Genomic DNA, 20,439 nt, shown 5'->3' on the forward strand with positions numbered 1-20,439 from the left:
TTTCTTAGCCTTCTTTGATACACTAAATTATGAACATGCGGAAAGAGGTGTGCTTCATGTCGTTTACATTTGAAATGATGGAAGATAAAGTTGAATTTTTTGAAGCAGCTAGCTTAGCATCGCTAGAAAAGAAAATCCATGAACAAATCGATAATAATAAGGCACTTATGATGGAAGTACATCACGTTTCACATCAAATGATTATGGATCCTGAAAGCAAACGACCATATTATAGCGCTGTTGTTCATTTTAAATTGAAAAAATTGCGCTAAAAAAGAGAGAGGCTTTATCACCTCTCTCTTTTTTAATTTAGGGTTTGAACAAGCGTTGGTTTCCAGCCCTCATTTTCTACCCAATCAATATTCACCTGATATTTTTTACCTGTTTGTTTATCTGTTACTTTACCATATGCTTTCTGTTTCCCATTATTTCCAATACGGTTAAGCACCAACTGATCTGCTGGGATATCAATTGCATACGCAATCGCCTTTATCATCTCATTCCAATCAGTACTTCCTTTTTGGAATGTCATTGCTGGTGATTGACCTTGCTCTGTACCAACTGGCTTCCAACCTGGCTTTGTATACGCTTCTGTCGCTGTTGCAATTGTTTTCTCTGCGGATACTTTTTCATTTTCTTTTGCTTTCGCTTCTTCTTCCGCTTTCTTCTTTGCTTCTTCGTCTTTTTTCTTTTGCTCGGCTGCTTTCGCGTCTTCTTTCTTCTTAGCTGTTGCTTCTTTTTCTTTTTCAGTTTGCTGCGTTACCTTTTTATCACCAGACGCAACTTGCTCTGTTTTATCAGAAGTAAAGAATAATTGATATGCTACAATTATTACCGCTAATAACACGATACCAATTGCAATATTCAAAACACCATTTTGACGACGCCTTTGTTGTTTTTGTTGAAATCTAGTTCCTGCCATCATTCAAACCTCCATGACATTTTTCATACTTGTTATTGTAACATCAAATGCACAAAGGTTGAAGGAGTAGGGCTACTTTTTCACAAAATGAAAATATTTCTTATCAGTTTCTCTTGTTTTCCCACTTAGCAATGGATTCCACATAATCAGCAAAAATGTGTGTTACGATATTGTCTTTCCTATTCGTTTCTAAATCAACAACAACTAAAGCATAGCGAGGGTTTTCATACGGAAAATAACCAGCGAACCACCGATTTTCACGATTCTCTTTCCCTGTTTGTGCAGTTCCTGATTTCCCTGCTATTGTAAATGGTAATGATTGATAGGCGGAACCTGTACCATTCGATGACGTTACAACACCTCTTAACAATTGCTGCATTTGCTTTATCGTATTTTTTTTGAGTGTTTTCCCTCGTAGTAGATGATCTTCAAAATGAAATAATTTCGTTCCATTTTTATATGTAATGCTCCGCACAGCTTTCACTTCTTTCTTTTCGCCCCCTCTTGCAATTGTTGCCATCATATTGGCGACAGCTAGCGGTGATAACCGAACATCTTTTTGACCGATTGCAGTTTGTGTAATTGCTTTTCGAACGGTTTTATCTCTTTCATCACGCCAAATTGTTCCCTCTTTTTCTTCTATGAGCTGCTGCAATGAAGATGTATGAAAAATAGATCCTTTCCATCCAACGCTGCTTGCTGCCCCTAACGCGTCTACATACTTCTCAATCACCATTCTATCTTTTTGTAAGAGTTCACGCCCAAGCACTGCAAACGTGCGATTACAGCTGCGAGCAAAGCTTTCTGTAAAAGATAGCTTCCCCATCAGCCTATCTGCTTTCCCTTCTCCGTAAAGATCCATATCGCAGTCAAATCTTCGCTTTGCTGTAAGTATTCCTTCCTCAATAGCAGCAGCTGCAATGACAGTTTTAAAAACAGACCCTGGAAAATGTGGAATAAGCATTTGATTACTTGCACCTTGCTTATACGCTTCCTTGTTGTTTGTATGTAAAGACGGCTTACTCACCATTGCTAAAATTTCATTTGTTTGAATATCAAGTAATATAAGACCGCCTTTTACAAGTTTGTACTGATTGATAACTTCCTCTGCTCTCACTTGTAAACTTTTATCCAATGTTGTTTCTATAACAAGTGGATAAAAAGGATTAGCAGGATATGTATACTTAACTTTTTTTCCGAAAATTGGTTCTCCTTGCCCATCAACATGATATAGTATTTTTGTTTCTCCATCTGATAATAAAAACTCATCAAACGAGCGTTGTAGCCCTGAAATACCGATTGGTGTTTTCTTCTTTTCTTTTTCCCCATACCGCTTTACAAACTGCTCCTCATTTTCCCCAGTAATACCGATGAGATGTTCTGCTATAATCCCATTTTGCTTCAATCTTGCATGGACTGCCAAAATACCTGAAATCTTTAAATGATTAATTTGCTGCATTTGTTCTTTCGTTAATTTCAACGGCTTTTCATCTTGTTGAAATATAACGGGCTTGTTTGCTATTCGTATTTGCTGCTCTAATTCCTTCTCTCGTACTCCAATGATATTGGCAATCTTTTGCACCGGCCAGTCCGTACTTCGCAATAATGGAAATAAAATTAAAACCGTCTGATTATCATCTACCAGCTCTTTACCATTTCGATCAGTAAAACGGCCACGCCCATCGTCTACAATAACTGCCTGTGTACGCTGAGCAACGCCTTTTTCAATTAAATTAATATGCTTATCTGTAAACGACTCCGTTTTCACAAGCTGAATTTGTATTAAACGACCAAGTAATATAAACATCATACACATAAAAGCTGCTAAAATTATGATAATTCGCTGCTGCATTTTCATAAAAAACACCTCGTCTTTCATTGTTGACGAGGTGTAATTCTTTTTATACAAACAGACAGAAGAATTTGATATTGTAAAGGTTCTCTTTATCTCGCATGAACGGACAGTACCCCCACTGATGGAGGTTTCACTTTATTTCCCATGGATTTTAAGATGAGGTATACGAATCACAATAATAAAAAAGCTAACTCACCATACGATGAGTTAGCTTTTTATGTTTTACTTTACAGAAACGATTTTTACGCGCATATCTCCGCCTGGCGTTTGTACGATTACTTCTTCGCCAATTTGCTTACCCATTAAGCTCTTCGCGATTGGAGAATCGTTAGAAATTCTGCCTTCAAATGGATCAGCTTCCGCGCTACCGACGATTGTATATGCTTCTTCCTCACCACTTGGTAATTCTTGAAAAACAACAGTTTTACCAAGCGTTACAACTGTAGAATCTTCACCGTTATCTTCAATAATAACTGCATTGCGAATCATGTTTTCAAGCTGTGTAATACGACCTTCTACGAATGCTTGCTCGTCTTTTGCTGCATCATACTCAGAGTTCTCAGAAAGATCACCAAAGCTGCGCGCAATTTTAATACGCTCTACAACTTCTTTACGTCTTACTGTTTTTAATTGTTCAAGTTCATGTTCTAATTTTTGTTTTCCCTCAAGTGTCATAGGGTAAGTTTTTTCTGTTGCCATGTTTTCCACTCCTTTTATATACCAATCCCCCGAAAAAAAGAGGAGTTCCATATGAAAACTCCTCCGCCTTATGAAATAGCGAAGGTTTCTAGTACGCTTAGCACTAGCGGAGTTGTCACACACAACCCCGTATTTTTTCCCAATTCTTCCTTATCCCACTATTCGCGGGCAGTAGACTCCCACCTCAAAATCCAAAGGAAAGCGAGGAAGGTAGGTTGCCCGTTAACCTCCCACTGGTGGAAGTTTCACTTTATATAAAGAAGATATGTATGGAAAGTTAATATAAATATGCCCTCACCTAGATGGGGGTGAGGTTGGCATGTTTCATTGTATTCGATAGAAAGGGGAAAAATCCCTTCCTATCGTACATCTTTTACTATGCTATTACAAATTCACTTTTTCTTCAAGAATTGTTGCAATTTTTGTGACCATAATATCAATCGCAACATGATTTTGTCCACCTTCTGGAATAATAATATCTGCAAATTTCTTAGAAGGCTCAATAAATTGATTGTGCATTGGACGCACAACATTTACATATTGTTCAACAACAGATTCCATCGTACGGCCGCGTTCTTTAATATCTCGCTCCATACGGCGTAAAATGCGAAGGTCAGCATCTGTATCAACAAACACTTTAATATCCATTAAATCGCAAAGACGTGGATCTTCTAAAATAAGAATTCCCTCTAGAATAATTACATCTTTCGGTTCTACTGGAATAATTTCTTCCGAGCGTGTATGCAATGTGTAATCATATACAGGCTTCTCAACCTGCTTATACGCAAGCAACTGATGCAAGTGCTCAATTAACAAGTCATTATCAAATGCTAACGGATGATCATAATTTGTTTTTAAGCGCTCCTCCATTGGCAAATGACTTTGATCTTTATAATAATAATCTTGCTCTAAGATTAAAATAGAATGACCTTGAAACTGATCAAAGATTGCTTTTGTTACACTTGTTTTACCTGATCCTGAACCACCAGCGATTCCAATTACAACAGGCTTGTTCGTCCCCATTCAACTACCACTCTTTCTTATTGAAGTATGCTTTTTCGCATCATGTTGTTCACATACACTGGTCGATCCACTTTGAATTTCACGATTTGCAACGGATGTCTCGCTGCATCTAATTCGTTTCCATCCTCATCCCAAATTTTTTCCACCGTTTGTGTAAAGTTTTCAATTTCTGGTCCAAAGAACTCAACTTCATGACCTGGTTTGAAGTAGTTACGCTGCTCTATTGTTACAATGCCTGTTTCTTCATTATAATCTAACACTAAACCAGCAAAATCATACGTTGTTTTCTTACTATGATTTCCATACATTTGTTCTAAGTGCCCAGGAACTCCTTCAAAGAATGCAGGTGCTGTATCACGATTTGCACATTTATCAAGTTCTTCTAACCATTCTTGTTTAAACTCGAAGTTGTCTGGATCTGCACAATATGCATCGATTACTTTACGATACACAGTTGCAACAGTTGCAACGTAGTGAATTGATTTCATGCGCCCTTCCACTTTCAAGCTGTCAATCCCAATTTCAATCATTTTCGGGATAGATAAAATAAGATTTAAGTCTTTTGGACTCATTGCAAAAGGAGCATCCCCTTCTTTAAATAAAGGAAGTTCTTCTGCTTCTTTATGTTGCGATACTGTCTGAACTAAATCATAATCCCAGCGGCAAGATTGACAGCAACCACCGCGGTTAGAGTCACGTGCTGTCATATGATTACTTAATGTACATCTTCCAGAGTACGCAATACACATTGCACCGTGGACAAATGCCTCAATTTCAATATCAACGTGCTCTTTGATTTCTTTCATTTCTTCGTATCCTACTTCACGAGCCAATACAAGACGGTGCAGGCCTTCTTCTTTCCAATACTGTGCTGCTTTCCAGTTGGACAGTGATTGTTGTGTACTTAAATGCACTTCAACAGAAGGTGCTACACGTTTACACGTCTCAATAATAAGAGGATCTGCAACGATAATACCTGTTACACCAGCTTTTTCAATCCCTCTTAAATATTCTTCTAAGCCGTCCATATTTTCATTATGTGCAAAGATATTTGTTGTTACATATATTTTCGCACCATATTTCTTTGCAAATTCAACGCCTTCTGCCATTTCTTCTAGCGTAAAGTTACCTGCATTTGAGCGAAGACCAAATTCTTGTCCACCTAAATATACAGCATCTGCACCGTAATGAATAGCTACTTTTAATTTTTCTAAGTTACCTGCTGGTATTAATAACTCGGGTTTCTTTACAATAACACGTTTTCCGTCAATTACACGTGAAATTTCTTTGACAGTCATATGCTGAACCTCCTTTTTAATAAACAGTTTCTTTGAAGAAGAATCCTGTATCTAACGGGCGATTTACCGGTTGAATTTCTTCAATTTCTTTATATAAGTCGTCTTTTACGCCATAATACGCATTGCGATCTTCTACGCATAAATCAATAGCCTTACGATATCTCTTCGTTACTTCAACAATGTATTCTGAACTTTTTAATACACCATCAATTTTTAAGCTATCGATTTCAGCATCGATTAACTCTTCTAATTCATCGATAAAACAAATATCATTCGGACTCATAATGTGAGTGCCGTTCTCATCTTCATAGACTGGATATTTATTATTACGTTCTTTATCATGTAAAAACATGTTTTCTTCATACTTCTTCTTTTCAATTTCCATATCGCGCCCTTGATATTCGAAGTAGTTTCCTACTAAAGAACGCTTTGATTGGAACATGCATGTCATTCCGTGAATTTGTACTTCCACTTCGACTTCTGCATTTTCTTTTAATTCCACAATTTCATCTAAGCTTAATTCGCGGGCAAGAACAGCGCGTTTTGCACCTTTACGTCCCCAATAGTTACATGTAAACCAGTTTGTTGCTGTTGTTTCTGTATTCCAATGCATTTGCATACTTGGTGCAACTTCACGCACTGTCATTAATACAGCTGGATCTCCAAATACAACTGCATCTACATTTACTTCTTGTAAAAATGCCACATAATCTTTTAAAGCTTCTACTTTCTCATTATGGAACATCGCATTCATTGCAACATACACTTTCATGTTATTTTCATGTGCAATAGCTACTGTTTCTTTTACGTCTTCACGAGAAAATTCACCAGCTAAACGTAAACCAAATTTTTGTTCACCAATCATTACTGCATCTGCACCTGCTTTTGCAAGTGGTTCAATATCCGCCACTGTTCTTGGCGTTACTAACAACTCAGGTTTTTTCATTATACGTCACCCCTTCTTTTTACTCACGGCTACTCCGTCGCCAATCGGGAAAATTGTTGTATCATATCCTTCATGATTCATGAGCCACTCATTATACGTTTTAATTCTTCTAATTAACCCACGTGTACGCCTATTTTCAATGTGTTCCGTTGTCGTCACAAGACCGTGATATAGTACATTATCTGAAATAATAACGCCGCCAGGATTTAATAACGGCTCGTATATATCAAAAAAGCGACGATATTGTCCTTTTGCTGCATCAATAAAAATGACATCAAATGTGCCATGTTCTTTTACTTGCTCTCCTGTTTCTAGAGCATCTCCAAAAATAACAGAAATGCGTTCTTTTACCGGGGAACGATTTATATATTCAAGTGCTTTTTCATATCGATCCGCATTTCGCTCTACGGTGACAATACGTGAATTTGGAATGGCTTGCATCATGCGAATGCTAGAATATCCAATTGCTGTACCAAGTTCTAAGATGGTCTTTGGCTTAATTAGACGCAAAAATTGCAACATAAACTCCATGCCAAGACGATCCATAATTGGTACATGATACTCACTCGCATACTGTTCCATTTCAAGAATTAGCTCATCTTTCGGATCGATAAAAGACTGCAAATATTCATAAACTGCATCTTGTTGCTCCATAGATAGTCCTCCTTATCGCATGGAGAAGTAAAAAAGAATATTGTCTCTTTGCGGCAAGAAAAATACAAGCTCACTCTATCCTTAGCTTGTACGTCCCGTTTCTATATTAAAAACGTTTCTTCTGCCAGTTTTTAACCCGCTATATTTTATCATAAAAAAGAGGGATATGCGAATTTTTCTCGCTTCCCTCAAAAAATTTACGATTGCTTTTGTGTAATATACTTTTGTTTTAACGCGTTATGCTCTTCTAGTGTTTTAGCGTAATACACTTGACCGTCTGGTGCCGCTAAGAAATAATAATACTCTGTTTGTGCAGGCTCAAGTGCTGCTTCTACTGATTTTACACTAGAATTAGAAATTGGTCCAACTGGTAATCCTTTCACAACATATGTATTATACGGAGAGTTTACTTTTAAATCCTCATATAGTACACGCTCTTTATGCTTCCCTAATGCATATAGCACTGTTGGATCTGTTTGCAGCGGCATTCCTTTTGCTAAACGATTATAAAACACACTAGCAATATTTTTCCGATCTGTATAACCCGTTGCTTCCTCTTCAATTAAAGAAGACATTGTCAATAATTGGTGAACATCCAATTGTCTTGCTTGCATTTTTTGCGCGTTTTGTTCAATCAATTTATTTGTTTTATCAAGCATTGGCGTTACGATTTCTTCTAACGTTACTTGCTTTTTATAGTACGGGTATGTAGCTGGATATAAATACCCTTCTAATGGATACTTAATATTGCTATCAAAAATTTTATTAGTAAGCAATGTTGGATACTTCTGCTGGAGTTTTTGCACAAATGCTTTATCATTCAACTGACGAATAACATCTTCTTTGTTTAATTTAAATTCCTTAGCAATTGTATCTGCAATTTCAACAACTTGTGCCCCCTCTTTAACTGTCACTTTATAAGCAACTGGACGATGCACATTACCAGATGACATTTGTCCCATTATTTCATCTACATTCATCGATGGGTTTAACAAATATGTACCAGCTTGTAAATTTTGAGACTTCATTTTTGCGTATAAACCAAATATAGTTCCGTTTTTTACAATTCCTTTGTCTTCCAAAATCTCTCCTACCTTACTTGTAGAAGAACCTTTTGGAATTTCCACTTCAATTTCCTTTTTACTCTCTGCATTAAGCGGCTTTAAAGCTGAGGTAATATATGCATATGCAGAACCACAAACAACAAGCAATACCACGACAATGGCTGCCATTACTCGTCTTCGTTTTTTTGTCTTCATTTGATTCACTCCCCTATGTCCTCCTTATTCCAAATTGTATAATGTACTCGCCTACTCTATACAACAACTTACGAAATACTAAAAAACATGTCTATTCTTTAGACATGTTTTTTTCTTTTTTCTACAATCTGTATCATTATACTACAAATAACTATCTGCTTTCGACAAAAAATCTTTCATTCATCTTACAAATATAACAAACAAACTGATTTCAATATGAAATCAGTTTGTTTACACTTACCATATTACGCTTCTTCGCCTTCTTCTTCCTCAGCAAGAGTGTTAAACATTTCTTGTACCATTTCCCACTCTTCTTCTGATTCGATTGGAAGTAATGTTCCGCCAGATTCTTCTTCGTTTTGCTCGAAAGCCATTGCATCATAAATTGGATCGCCATCTTCGTCAACTTCACCGATTGGTGAGAATACTACGTAAGATTTTTTACCAAATTTTTCAGCATCAAAAGTGAAAATAATTTCACATAGATGTTCGTTACCTTTTTCGTCAACAATTGTAATTTGATTTTCTTCCATTATGGTCACCTCTTATTTACTATCTAAATATCCTTGCAAAATTACGACAGCTGCCATCTTATCAATGACTTGCTTTCGTTTTTTTCGGCTTACATCTGCCGAAATGAGCAGGCGCTCCGCTGCCATTGTTGACAAGCGTTCGTCCCACAGTACAACTTCCAATTGCACGAGCTCACCCAATTTTTCTGCAAATTGCTGACAAGCCACGCCGCGCGGACCGATTGTACCATTCATGTTTTTTGGCAATCCTACTACTATCTTGTCCACATTGTACTGTTTTACTAACTCTGAAATACGATTAAAACCAAATTCGCCTCTTTCTTCGTTAATTTTAATCGTTTCCAAGCCTTGTGCTGTCCAGCCCATCTCATCGCTTATTGCAACGCCGACTGTTTTTGTCCCAACATCTAAACCTAATATACGCATAAACTACTCCTCACGATGATGCTTCAAATAAGACTTTACAAGCTCCTCAATCAGTTCATCACGTTCTAGCTTACGAATAATATTGCGAGCATCTTTATGACGAGGTATGTATGCTGGATCACCACTTAATAAATAACCGACGATTTGATTAATCGGATTATATCCTTTTTCTTGAAGTGCATCATACACAGTTAATAGTACGTCATTGACATGGACATTTTGTTTTTCTTCTTGGAAGTTAAACTTCATCGTTTTATCGAACCCGTCCATTTTTAAGCACCTCACTTTACTAGGTATAGGGAGAAAGATATCCCTTCTCCCTACTATTGTACACTACTATCTCTTTATTTTGAAACAGATTTAACGTACTCTTCTACAAATGCAAGTGCATCCTCTACTTGTGCTGGATTTTTACCACCAGCTTGCGCCATATCAGGACGACCGCCGCCGCCACCGCCGCAACGAGATGCTACCTCTTTAACAAGTTTACCAGCATGGTATCCTTGCTCAATTAAATCTTTCGTTACACCAGCAAGAATGTTGACCTTATCATCGTTTACAGCTGTAAGCACGATAACTGCAGATTGTAATTTGTTCTTTAAGTCATCCATCATTGTACGTAAGTTATTCATATCTGCAACATTTACTTTTGTTGCAAGTACATTTACACCATCCACTGTACGCACTGCATCTGTTAAGTTACCAGCTTCAATGTTGCTTAGTTTTGCTGCAAGAGACTCATTTTCTTTTTGCAGTTGTTTTACTTCAGCAAATAAGCCATCCACTCTTGTTAAAATATCTTTCGGATTTGTTTTCATTTTGTTTGCTGCTTCTTTTAATAAACCAACTTGTTCGTTCATTAATTCATATGCAGCTTTTCCTGTTACCGCTTCAATACGACGCGTTCCTGCTCCAATACCAGATTCAGCAACGATTTTGAAAATACCAATAGATGCTGTGTTATCTACATGACAACCACCGCAAAGCTCTAAGCTATAATCACCTACTTGTACAACGCGTACAACATCTCCGTATTTTTCACCGAATAGTGCCATTGCACCCATCGCTTTTGCTTCTTCAATTGCTTTTTGAGAAATGTCTACTGTGATACTTTCCCAAATTTTCTCGTTTACAATACGCTCAATTTTTTCAAGTTCATCAGCTTGTACTTGACCGAAATGAGAGAAGTCAAAACGTAAACGCTCTGATGTTACAAGAGATCCTGCTTGGTTTACGTGTCCGCCAAGTACATCTTTTAGCGCTTGATGCAGAAGGTGAGTTGCCGTATGGTTTTTCACGATTGCTGCGCGGTTTTTCGTATCGATTAACGTTTTTACTGCTGCATCTTTTGTTAATGTTCCTTCTTCTACAACTACTTTGTGTAAGTTTTGACCATTAGGCGCTTTTTGTACATCTTTTACAAGTACTTTTACGCCATCAGCAAGAAGATAACCACGGTCAGCAATCTGTCCGCCGCTCTCAGCGTAGAATGGTGTTACATCTAACATTAATTGTCCTTCTTCACCTGCTTGTAGGCTATCTGTGAACTCACCATTCTTCACAAGTGCAACAACGTTACTTTCTGTAGCTACGGAATCATAACCAATAAATTCGCTCGCTACTTTAATTTCACCAAGAACGCCGCCTTGTACTTGCATTGAATCAACGTCTTGACGAGCTGCACGTGCGCGCTCACGTTGTTTTTCCATCTCTGCTTCAAAACCTTCATGATCAACTGTCATGCCAGCTTCTTCTGCATATTCTTCTGTTAATTCAATTGGGAAACCATATGTGTCATATAGACGGAATGCGTCTTCGCCAGAAATAACAGTTGATTTTTCTTCTTTTGCTTTTCCAATCACTTCAGCTAAGATTGCTTCGCCGTCATGAAGTGTTTCATGGAAACGCTCCTCTTCATTTTTCACAACGCGTGCAATAAAGTCTTTCTTCTCAAGAACTTCTGGGTAGAAATCCTTCATTACTTCGCCAACTACTGGTACTAATTCATACATAAATGGACGATTAACATTTAATTTCTTCGCATAACGTACAGCGCGGCGTAATAAACGACGTAATACATAACCACGGCCTTCGTTAGAAGGAAGAGCTCCGTCTCCAACTGCAAATGTTACAGTACGAATATGGTCAGCAATTACTTTAAACGCTGTATCTTGTTCATGATTGCCAGCGCGGTATTTTTCACCAGAAATTGCTTCTGTTGCACCGATAATTGGCATAAATAAGTCTGTGTCAAAGTTCGTTGGCACATTTTGAACAACAGATGCCATACGCTCAAGACCCATCCCTGTATCAATGTTTTTCTTCGGAAGCGGCGTATATGTACCGTCAGGGTTATGATTGAATTGTGAGAATACAAGGTTCCATACTTCTAAATAACGTTCATTTTCTCCACCTGGATATAATTCTGGATCGCTAAAATCGTTACCGTAAGCTTCTCCGCGGTCGTAGAAAATTTCTGTGTTTGGTCCACTTGGGCCTTCACCAATATCCCAGAAGTTTTCTTCTAAACGGATAATGCGCTCTTTTGGCACACCCATTTTCTCATGCCAAATTTGGAATGCTTCTTCATCTTCTGGATGGATTGTTACAGATAAAAGTTCTTTATCGAAACCAATCCATTTGTCGCTCGTTAAAAACTCCCAAGCCCATGTAATTGCTTCTTCTTTGAAGTAATCCCCAATTGAGAAGTTCCCTAACATTTCAAAGAATGTATGGTGACGAGCTGTTTTCCCTACATTTTCAATATCGTTTGTACGAATTGATTTTTGCGCATTTGTAATGCGCGGGTTTTGTGGAATTACGCGGCCATCAAAATATTTTTTCAGCGTTGCAACCCCACTATTAATCCATAAAAGAGATGGATCTTCGTGCGGAACTAATGATGCACTCGGTTCTACTGCATGTCCTTTTTCTTGGAAAAAATCTAAAAACATTTGACGAATTTGTGCGCCTGTTAAGTGTTTCATATGTATTTCCTCCTTCATTAAAATCAATTAAAAAACAAAAAACTCCCGTCCCCTATAACAGGGACGAGAGTTGACTCGCGTTACCACCCTGATTATGAAATAAAAAGCGGAAGTGTCTTACTTTTGGACACGACGGCTAGATTGCACATCCTAATAATATGCATATATTTCATCACCTCAAGTTGCCGTAACGTGGCAAGACGGCAGGGATTAGCTGCTCTCAGGAATAGCGTTCTGTTACCCTTCATTTGAAGCTTCTCTCAGCCTAAGGAAGCTTCTCTCTGCAAAATGGACTGTAACATACTCGTTCCGTCATTAATTTATCATATACTATATGCACAAATTGTAGCGAATCCGTTTCCATTTGTCAATGTTTCCAAAATAGCTTGGTATGGACAATAATGGTACGAAGAACCGCTAACAGTGGTACGGATAATAAGAGTCCTACAATGCCGCCAATTTCACCTCCAACAAGCAGTGCAAGCATAATAATAACAGGGTGCATCCGCAGAGATCTTCCTACAATATAGGGAGACAAAATATTACTCTCAACAAATTGTAAAATGGCAAGCGCAATTCCAGCTTTAATAACTAAATTCGTTGATACTGTCGCGGCAATCATTAATGTTGGAATCGCCCCTAAAATAGGACCGAAGTATGGGATAATATCAGTAACTCCAACGATAATCCCTAAAAGAAGCGGATACTTCATTCCGATAAACCAAAATGCCAGCGCAGAGACCCCTCCTAAAATTAAACAAACAAATAATTGTCCGCGAATATAATTTCCAAGCGACTTATCAATTTCTTTCGCTAACTGCTGACCATCCTTACGCCACTTACTCGGTACAAGCTTCCAAAAAATATGATAAAATTCACCGTAGTCTTTTAATATGTAAAATACGATAAATGGAATTAAAAAAATAATAAGAAGTGAATCAAGTATTCCTCTTGCCGTACTCATCACTTTATTTAAAAGCGCTTGTATCTTTCCTTCAACCCCTGCGAAGATTTGTTTAATTTTCTCATTCACGAACTCAGGAAAATTTTCAGTTTGCTCTGTTATTCCATCCGACCATGTTTCATACATGCTCACAAATTGCGGAAATTGCTCGTTCATTTCTTGCAACTGTGCAATAACAGCTGGCGTTCCTTTATACACACCATATCCAAGACCGCCAAAGAAAAGAATGTAAATGAGTAAAATGGCAAATGTACGCGGCATGCCTTTTTCATGCAATTTTTCAATAAGCGGATGCAGCAAATAAGCAATAAAACAAGCGATGAAAAATGGTGTAACGGCGACTTTAATCACAAATAAAATCGGTGCCCAAAGCGGCTTAATTTTCAAAAAGACGAGCAAACATAAAAAAATCAGCAATAATAAACCTAACCGGTAAATCCAAATAATTTTAAGATTCTTCAATAGAAAAACCTCCTCTATTTCTTAGTTTGAAGAGAAATAAAGAAGGTTATGTGTAAAAATTAAAAAACCCCGCCATGCCGGGATTTTTTTGTAGGTATTCTTACTGTTTTGTAGAAAGATACATATACTCAAACTAACAAGTGCAATTTCATATCATATCTTGTCCTCACTATTATTTATCCCGCTATTTTTGGGCAGTAAGATCTCCACCCTAAGATTCAAGGAGAAACGAGGAAGATAGGTGGGAGACAACTTCCCGCAAAAGTCCGATTAGTTCAACAAAGTTAGGAGGCGCAAAATGGTTTGGTTGATGCTGGGACTTTCCGCACTCTGCATGCTATTAGAATGGATATGTATTGGGTTTGGCATTTGGAAAGGATTTTTCATTCCCTCTTCAAAACAAGAACGTGCCAGGCATCTCTGTTACTACAGTATACTAGGGCTTGGCTGCTACGGACTTTCTCATCTTTTCTCTCAAATCGGATTATTTTACCTCTACATAAGCACATAAAAAAGCTCCCTAAAATTAGGGAGCTTCTTCGCATCTGAAACATGCATGTATAATGAGAATTATAAATAAGATTTAAGCATCTTACGTGCTTTTTTCATATTTCGTCTTGAAAATACATCTTGCTTACGTGCATATTGATATGCTGCTGCTCCTACACCTAATGCAATTAATGATGAGCGCAATTTCAAAGTTAACACTCTCCTTATTAACCGATTGTTCGTTCGTTCTCATCAAACAAATCATCTAAAGAACTTAATGAACCGTCTTCCTCGACTTGATGTGTATGAATTTTCCCCTTTGAAATCGATAATTCAATAAAGCAGTTCCAGCAATAATATTGATTCACACCTATTTTTCCAATATCTTTTCCTTTACAGTTTGGACAACTGAACATATGGCGTTCATCTCCTTACAATCTCCCGTATTCTATTACGCCATTATGTCCAAACTATATATGTTTATACATGATAAGAACTGCATTACACTATATAATTTCACCTCGTTACATAAAATCATACGGTGAAATGTTTTCCACATCGAGACCCTCTTCTGTCATAATCTCAATTGCTTCTGCTTTTCCTTGCAATCTGTCGCATAGTGTTGTTTGACGAAGCGCATCATCAAGGCGACTTACACCAGATTGAAAAGCAGTTTCCTCGCCGCAAATAATTAAAAACTTTTTACTACGTGTAATTCCTGTATAAATTAAATTACGGCGCAACATGCGGTAATAACTTTTTACAACCGGCATAATCACAATCGGAAATTCACTTCCTTGTGATTTATGAATAGAACAGCAATACGCATGTGTAATTTGGTTTAAATCTGCTTTTGTATACGTTACTTCAATACCGTCAAAAGAAACAACAACCATATCTTGCTGTTCTACGTTTTCTTTCGCATAGAACACTGAAACAATTTCGCCAATATCGCCGTTAAATACTTGACTTTCCGGCTGATTGACAAGTTGAAGCACTTTATCTCCAGCCCTATACACAACCTCGCCATATGCAATTTCACGGCTTTTTTCTTTTTTCGGATTAAACACTTCTTGCAGCGCTTCATTTAACGTATTAATACCTGCCGGCCCCTTGTACATAGGAGCTAACACTTGTACATCACGTGCACTAAATCCTTTTGTTTTTGCATTTTCACACACTTGCTTAACAACCTCAACAATTTGCGTACTTGCACACGCAATAAACGAACGATCTTTTTTATTTTGTGTTACATCAGGAGGTAACACACCCTTTTTAATCGCATGGGCAAGCTGAATAACAGATGAACCTTCCGCCTGTCTATATATTTCCGTAAGCTTTACCGTTGGAATAACACTGGATTCTAATAGATCTTTCAACACTTGTCCAGGACCAACAGATGGTAATTGATCTTCATCTCCAACGATGATGACTTGAATGGTAGATGGCAATGATTTGAACAATTGATTCGCAAGCCAAATATCAACCATGGAAAACTCATCAATAATAAGTAATTTCCCTTTAACAGGATCGTGCTCATTACGTTGAAACGATCCTTCTGGTGTCCATCCAAGCAAACGATGGATTGTACAAGCAGGCAATCCTGTTGATTCACTCATACGCTTTGCTGCACGGCCTGTCGGTGCTGTTAATAAAATAGGGAACGGATTGTCATCACTATAATCCTTCGGGTCTAATGATAACCCATGAAGAGAAGCATACATTTCAACAATCCCTTTTATAACAGTCGTCTTTCCTGTACCAGGACCTCCTGTTAAAATCATCATCGGTTTATGAAGAGCTGTTTGAATCCCTTCTTGCTGAAGCGGTGCATATTGCACGCCGAGTTGCTCTTCAATTTTTCCGAGTGTTAACAACAACTCCGATTCAGGAAAGGAAGGAAGTTCTTCTTGGCCAAGTAAACGATTGATAGAAGCTACAACACCTTTTTCAGAATAATACAAGGAGGCTAAATATACACGCTCATCTTCTATAATAATTTTGCCTTCTCCCTGCATCATTTCTGTGCATTGCAAAACATCTTCTTCTGTAACAGACGTTTCCTGGTTATTTAACAGCTCCATCGTTTGTTGCACTAACTGCTCTCTTTTCATATACACATGACCTTCTTGCAGCGAAACGTGCTCTAATGTATAGAAGCATCCTGCTCGTACACGATCGGCATGATTACCAGAGATGCCAAGCGCGCGGCCAATATCATCAGCTCGTCCAAACCCAATACCATCTACCTCTTCAATCAGCTGATACGGATTATTCCGAATAACTTCAAGTGTCATTTCTTTATACTGTTGATAAATTTTAATAGAAAGCTTCGTTCCAAATCCATAACCATTTAGAAAACTCATCACTTTTTCAAGGCCTTGATGTTCAATAATCGTTTCGTATATTTCTTGTGCTTTTTGCTTATTTACAATTCCGTCCAAAGCTGCGGGATCATCCATAATTTTCGAAATCGCATGTTCACCAAGATGATCAACAATTTTTTCCGCTGTTCGTTTCCCGATTCCTTTAAATAAATCGCTCGCTAAATATTGCACCATTCCTGTTTTTGTTTGCGGTAATTCCTTTTTAAACGTTTCAATATGATATTGTTTCCCGTACTTTGGATGATCTTTAAAATGACCTGTTAGTGTAAACACTTCATCTTCGTGCATTCGGGGAAAGTGACCTGTTATCATGACCTTTTTTTCGTCATATGTTTCGTTCGTTTCAATAATTTTCATACTGACAACGGAATAGAGGTTTTCTTCGTTGTGGAAAATGGTATGAAGAACTTGTGCTTTTATAAACTTCTGCTCTTCCTCAAACAAATCCATTGCATGTTGATTTCCCATTTTGCCCCTCCTTCCATTTTATGCGTCTTGCTCTAATAAACGAATGCCGTTACCCGCTAAAAAGTGATCCGGTTGAATGGCTACAGCTTTCTTAAACATCACAAGCGCCTTCTCGCTATTTTCCTCAAACGCATATACTACACCTAAATTGTAATAGGCATCTGCATGTTCTTCATCAAGTGCTACAACTTTTTCAAAATAAGGTTTTGCTTCTTTTACATGTTCTAGGCGTGCAAAGCATAATCCGCATTGAAAAATCGCTTCAACATCACCTTCATTTAACTCAGCTGCACGCTGTAAAAACGGCAGCGCTAAACGATCGTTTCCAAGCTGAACATATGTAATGCCAAGCATAAACGAAACATCTCCCGTTTGCAGCCCTGCTTGCATCGCTTTCTCAAATGCTTCTTTCGCCTGTGCAAAAATCTCTTGCTGGAAATATATATTTCCTAATCCATAATACGCTGTAGCAGATTTTTCATCTAATTCAATCGCACGTTTATAAAAGGCAACAGCACGCTCACTGTCTCCTAATACATCTAATAAATTTGCAAAGTTAATATAACCAAGTGCATCTTTTGGATTTTCCTCAATGGCCTCTGTAAAATTCTTTGCTGCTTCTTCCCAGTTTCCTTCTTGCATATATTGAATGCCTGTTTCAAGCTTGTTTGACATATTTTTCACCTCTACAACAAATTATAACAAAGAATCTATTTTTCGAGCGAACGAAAATTCGCCTTTACTAAAAAGAAACCTCTGACCATTATAAGGCAGAGGTTTTTCTTTCTTATCCTAAATAATCAAGTTTCTTACCATTACGGTATACGTCATCAATTGTCGCACCACCTAAGCACTCATCTCCATCATAGAAAACAACTGCTTGTCCTGGCGTAATTGCGCGAATTGGTTCATCACAAAGAATGCGAATGGTATTCTCATCAACGATTTGGACCTTTACACCGTTATCCGCTTGACGATAGCGGAATTTCGCTGTGCATGCAAATTCTTTTTCTTTCGGCTTATCGCTAACCCAACTTACATTTGTAGCAAATACTTCGTCACCATATAACAGTTCATTATGGAAACCTTGATCAACATATAAAATGTTTTCCTTTAAGTTCTTTCCAACGACGAACCACGGATCACCATTGCCACCGATACCAAGGCCATGACGTTGACCAATTGTATAATACATTAAACCGTCATGTTTTCCTTTGACTTCACCAGATAATGTTTGCATCTTACCTGGCTGCGCTGGTAAATAGTTGCTTAAAAAGCCTTTAAAATTGCGCTCTCCGATAAAGCAAATACCTGTGCTATCTTTCTTCGTCGCTGTTGCCAGGCCTGCTTCTTTCGCCATCTCACGAATCTGAGGCTTCATTAATTCACCAAGCGGGAACATTGTTTTTGATAATTGGTCTTGGCTCAGTTGATTTAAGAAATATGTTTGATCTTTATTATCATCAACGCCGCGCAGCATTTTATATTCACCATCAATATACGCTACACGTGCATAGTGCCCTGTTGCTACATAATCTGCCCCAAGCTCCATTGCATGGTCTAAAAATGCTTTAAATTTAATTTCTTTATTACACATTACATCTGGGTTCGGGGTACGGCCAGCACGGTATTCATCTAAAAAATACGTAAATACTTTATCCCAATATTGCTTTTCAAAATTGACTGCATAATATGGGATTCCAATTTGGTTACATACTTCAATCACATCGTTATAATCTTCTGTTGCTGTACATACGCCATTTTCGTCCGTATCATCCCAGTTTTTCATAAAAATTCCGATTACATCATAGCCTTGCTTTTTTAATAACATCGCTGCTACAGATGAATCAACGCCACCGGACATCCCGATGACAACGCGTGTTTCGTGAGGTAGTTTGTTCATCACGTCACCTCCTATATTAATTTTGTGTTAATCGCTTTACGATCTTCACTGTTTCGTACGCTGCTTTTTCTACTTGTTCTTTCGTATTGCCAAGTCCAAAGCTAAACCGCACGGATGAACGTATTTTATCGGATTCTTTTCCGAACATCGCTACGAGCACATGTGATGGATCAATAGAGCCAGCCGTACAAGCAGATCCGCTTGAAACCGCAACTCCCGCTAAGTCTAAGTTCATAAGGAATGACTCAATATTCATTCCTGTAAAACTTATATTTAACACATGTGGTAAGCTATGTCCGAAGTTTCCGTTTACCTCGAAAGTAATGTCTTCTTGTTTCAAGACAGATATCATTATATCTTTAAATCCCTTGTATTGGGCAATTTTTTGCTCACGAGCTTGCTCCGCTAACAAAACAGCTTGCTGAAGCCCAACAATTCCCGGCACATTTTCTGTACCAGCGCGGCGTTTTCGTTCTTGCTCTCCACCTGTTAATAGCGGTTCAAATTTCACATGCTGCCCTGCATATAAAAAGCCGACACCTTTTGGACCGTTAATTTTATGAGAAGAGATTGATAATAAATCAATACCAAGCTCTTTCACATCAATTGCTGTTAAACCATATGCTTGTACTGCATCTGTATGAAAATAAGCATCGTGTTCTTTCAATAAAGCACCAATTTCCCCTATCGGCTGCACTGTACCAACTTCATTATTTCCAAACATAATCGAGACAAGAATCGTTTGATCTGTTAATGCCTCTTGCAGATCAGAAATACGAATACGCCCTGTTTCATCAACAGGTAAATACGTCACTTCAAACCCTTCTCGTTCTAGCACATTACATGTATGCAAAATCGCATGGTGCTCAATTGCAGTCGTAATAATGTGATTTCCTTTATTACGATTCGCACGAGCCACGCCTAAAAGCGCTAAATTATCAGCCTCTGTACCGCCGCTTGTAAAAATAATTTCATTTGGATTTGCATCGATGCTGCGCGCGCACGCACGTCTTGCTTCATCAACTGCATGACGGCCTTGGCGCCCAAAGAAATGGATACTTGACGGGTTACCAAATGCTTCTGTCATATATGGAATCATCTTTTCGACTACTTCTGGGTGAGCCGGAGATGTCGCAGCATGATCTAAGTAAATGCGTTCCATTA

21 protein-coding genes are annotated in these 20,439 nt (G+C 38.0%); 2 read left to right on the plus strand and 19 right to left on the minus strand.

Annotated features, from left to right (window positions below):
* Positions 1-56 precede the first annotated feature (56 nt).
* Entirely contained in the window at positions 57-272 is a 216-nt protein-coding gene (locus tag AB1284_RS17070) for a YrzA family protein (RefSeq protein ID WP_429753777.1), read from the plus strand.
* A gap of 32 nt (positions 273-304) precedes the next feature.
* Here the strand turns inward: AB1284_RS17070 and AB1284_RS17075 are convergent, their stop codons facing one another.
* The 13 genes from AB1284_RS17075 to AB1284_RS17135 all read right to left on the minus strand — a co-directional run bounded on the left by AB1284_RS17075 (position 305) and on the right by AB1284_RS17135 (position 14,046).
* Positions 305-925: a YrrS family protein gene (locus AB1284_RS17075; protein WP_429753776.1), complete on the minus strand. Its 621-nt coding sequence runs from the start codon at positions 923-925 to the stop codon at positions 305-307.
* Positions 926-1,025: 100 nt separating this feature from the next.
* On the minus strand, positions 1,026-2,780 hold the full coding sequence (locus AB1284_RS17080) for a peptidoglycan D,D-transpeptidase FtsI family protein (protein ID WP_429753775.1): 1,755 nt from the start codon (positions 2,778-2,780) through the stop codon (positions 1,026-1,028).
* Positions 2,781-2,999: 219 nt separating this feature from the next.
* Entirely contained in the window at positions 3,000-3,476 is a 477-nt protein-coding gene (greA, locus tag AB1284_RS17085; RefSeq protein WP_429753774.1) for a transcription elongation factor GreA, read from the minus strand.
* 384 nt (positions 3,477-3,860) lie between these two features.
* A complete protein-coding gene (udk, locus tag AB1284_RS17090) occupies positions 3,861-4,499 on the minus strand; it encodes a uridine kinase (RefSeq protein ID WP_336481761.1) in 639 nt (212 codons plus the stop codon).
* Positions 4,500-4,516: 17 nt separating this feature from the next.
* Positions 4,517-5,797 (minus strand): peptidase U32 family protein, encoded by a 1,281-nt coding sequence (locus AB1284_RS17095; RefSeq protein ID WP_429753773.1) that lies wholly within the window; start codon positions 5,795-5,797, stop codon positions 4,517-4,519.
* A gap of 16 nt (positions 5,798-5,813) precedes the next feature.
* A complete protein-coding gene (locus AB1284_RS17100) occupies positions 5,814-6,743 on the minus strand; it encodes a peptidase U32 family protein (protein WP_429753772.1) in 930 nt (309 codons plus the stop codon).
* 6 nt (positions 6,744-6,749) lie between these two features.
* A complete protein-coding gene (locus AB1284_RS17105; RefSeq protein ID WP_429753771.1) occupies positions 6,750-7,397 on the minus strand; it encodes an O-methyltransferase in 648 nt (215 codons plus the stop codon).
* A 197-nt stretch (positions 7,398-7,594) separates the two neighbouring features.
* Positions 7,595-8,656, minus strand: a complete 1,062-nt coding sequence (mltG, locus tag AB1284_RS17110) for an endolytic transglycosylase MltG (RefSeq protein ID WP_429754435.1) — start codon at positions 8,654-8,656, stop codon at positions 7,595-7,597.
* A 245-nt stretch (positions 8,657-8,901) separates the two neighbouring features.
* Positions 8,902-9,189 carry a DUF1292 domain-containing protein gene (locus AB1284_RS17115; protein WP_429753770.1) on the minus strand — a complete coding sequence of 96 codons (288 nt, stop codon included), beginning with the start codon at positions 9,187-9,189 and terminating at the stop codon, positions 8,902-8,904.
* A 12-nt stretch (positions 9,190-9,201) separates the two neighbouring features.
* Positions 9,202-9,615 (minus strand): Holliday junction resolvase RuvX, encoded by a 414-nt coding sequence (gene ruvX / locus AB1284_RS17120; RefSeq protein WP_429753769.1) that lies wholly within the window; start codon positions 9,613-9,615, stop codon positions 9,202-9,204.
* 3 nt (positions 9,616-9,618) lie between these two features.
* Complete coding sequence (locus AB1284_RS17125; protein WP_035434175.1) at positions 9,619-9,885, minus strand: IreB family regulatory phosphoprotein; 267 nt, start codon at positions 9,883-9,885, stop codon at positions 9,619-9,621.
* Positions 9,886-9,959: 74 nt separating this feature from the next.
* Positions 9,960-12,602, minus strand: coding sequence for an alanine--tRNA ligase (alaS, locus tag AB1284_RS17130; protein WP_429753768.1), 2,643 nt, complete (start codon positions 12,600-12,602; stop codon positions 9,960-9,962).
* Positions 12,603-12,969: 367 nt separating this feature from the next.
* Positions 12,970-14,046, minus strand: a complete 1,077-nt coding sequence (locus tag AB1284_RS17135) for an AI-2E family transporter (RefSeq protein ID WP_429754434.1) — start codon at positions 14,044-14,046, stop codon at positions 12,970-12,972.
* 280 nt (positions 14,047-14,326) lie between these two features.
* Here AB1284_RS17135 and AB1284_RS17140 point away from each other — a divergent pair, with 280 nt between their 5' ends.
* Positions 14,327-14,539 (plus strand): hypothetical protein, encoded by a 213-nt coding sequence (locus AB1284_RS17140; protein WP_429753767.1) that lies wholly within the window; start codon positions 14,327-14,329, stop codon positions 14,537-14,539.
* A 59-nt stretch (positions 14,540-14,598) separates the two neighbouring features.
* Here the strand turns inward: AB1284_RS17140 and AB1284_RS17145 are convergent, their stop codons facing one another.
* The 6 genes from AB1284_RS17145 to AB1284_RS17170 form a co-directional block, all read right to left on the minus strand.
* Positions 14,599-14,727, minus strand: a complete 129-nt coding sequence (locus AB1284_RS17145) for a YrzQ family protein (RefSeq protein ID WP_429753766.1) — start codon at positions 14,725-14,727, stop codon at positions 14,599-14,601.
* Positions 14,728-14,744: 17 nt separating this feature from the next.
* Positions 14,745-14,933, minus strand: a complete 189-nt coding sequence (locus tag AB1284_RS17150; protein ID WP_020060848.1) for a hypothetical protein — start codon at positions 14,931-14,933, stop codon at positions 14,745-14,747.
* Between the two features lie 108 nt (positions 14,934-15,041).
* Positions 15,042-17,372: an SF1B family DNA helicase RecD2 gene (gene recD2, locus AB1284_RS17155; RefSeq protein ID WP_429753765.1), complete on the minus strand. Its 2,331-nt coding sequence runs from the start codon at positions 17,370-17,372 to the stop codon at positions 15,042-15,044.
* An 18-nt stretch (positions 17,373-17,390) separates the two neighbouring features.
* Positions 17,391-18,047: a tetratricopeptide repeat protein gene (locus AB1284_RS17160; protein WP_429753764.1), complete on the minus strand. Its 657-nt coding sequence runs from the start codon at positions 18,045-18,047 to the stop codon at positions 17,391-17,393.
* A gap of 112 nt (positions 18,048-18,159) precedes the next feature.
* Positions 18,160-19,275 (minus strand): tRNA 2-thiouridine(34) synthase MnmA, encoded by a 1,116-nt coding sequence (gene mnmA, locus AB1284_RS17165; RefSeq protein ID WP_429753763.1) that lies wholly within the window; start codon positions 19,273-19,275, stop codon positions 18,160-18,162.
* A 16-nt stretch (positions 19,276-19,291) separates the two neighbouring features.
* Positions 19,292-20,437: a cysteine desulfurase family protein gene (locus AB1284_RS17170; RefSeq protein ID WP_429753762.1), complete on the minus strand. Its 1,146-nt coding sequence runs from the start codon at positions 20,435-20,437 to the stop codon at positions 19,292-19,294.
* Positions 20,438-20,439 lie beyond the last annotated feature (2 nt).

Source organism: Bacillus sp. S2(2024), from assembly GCF_050474045.1.
Lineage (GTDB): Bacteria > Bacillota > Bacilli > Bacillales > Bacillaceae_G > Bacillus_A > Bacillus_A yunxiaonensis.